Origin of the sequence: Campylobacter sp. 2018MI10 (assembly GCF_018501175.1) — a bacterium.
GTDB lineage: Bacteria > Campylobacterota > Campylobacteria > Campylobacterales > Campylobacteraceae > Campylobacter_E.
The window spans coordinates 1-394 of sequence record NZ_JAHCZD010000128.1 but is presented as its reverse complement, the minus strand read 5'-3'; the positions used below and the strand labels follow the sequence as shown (position 1 = coordinate 394).

At 31.7% G+C, this 394-nt stretch carries 1 protein-coding gene; it reads left to right on the top strand.

What is annotated here, in order from left to right; genetic code table 11:
• Positions 1 to 376 (top strand): flagellar export chaperone FliS (fliS, locus tag KJR01_RS09980; protein ID WP_214119099.1); only part of this gene is annotated, 376 nt, incomplete at its 5' end.
• Between the last annotated feature and the right edge of the window lie 18 nt (positions 377 to 394).

Genomic DNA, 394 nt, shown 5'->3' with positions numbered 1-394 from the left:
CTATAATGCTTATTCTCAAAATCAAGTGGGGATAGAGTCTCCGCAAAAACTTATTGAAATGCTTTATGAGGGAATTTTGCGTTTTTGTGCAAGAGTTAAAGTAGCCATAAGAAATGAAGATATAGAACAAAGAGTGTATTTTGTAAAAAGAACCACGGCTATTTTTATAGAGCTTATTAATACTTTAGATTATGAAAAAGGCGGAGAAGTGGCGCATTATTTAAGCGGACTTTATACAAGAGAAATTCAACTTTTATCTTTGGCAAATTTAGAAAATAACGAAGATAGAATAAATGAAGTTATAAATGTAACCAAAGGTTTGCTAGAAGCTTGGAGAGAAGTGCATAACAATGAAACAGTGGCTAAGAGATTTTAAACTTGCATTAATCCAAGA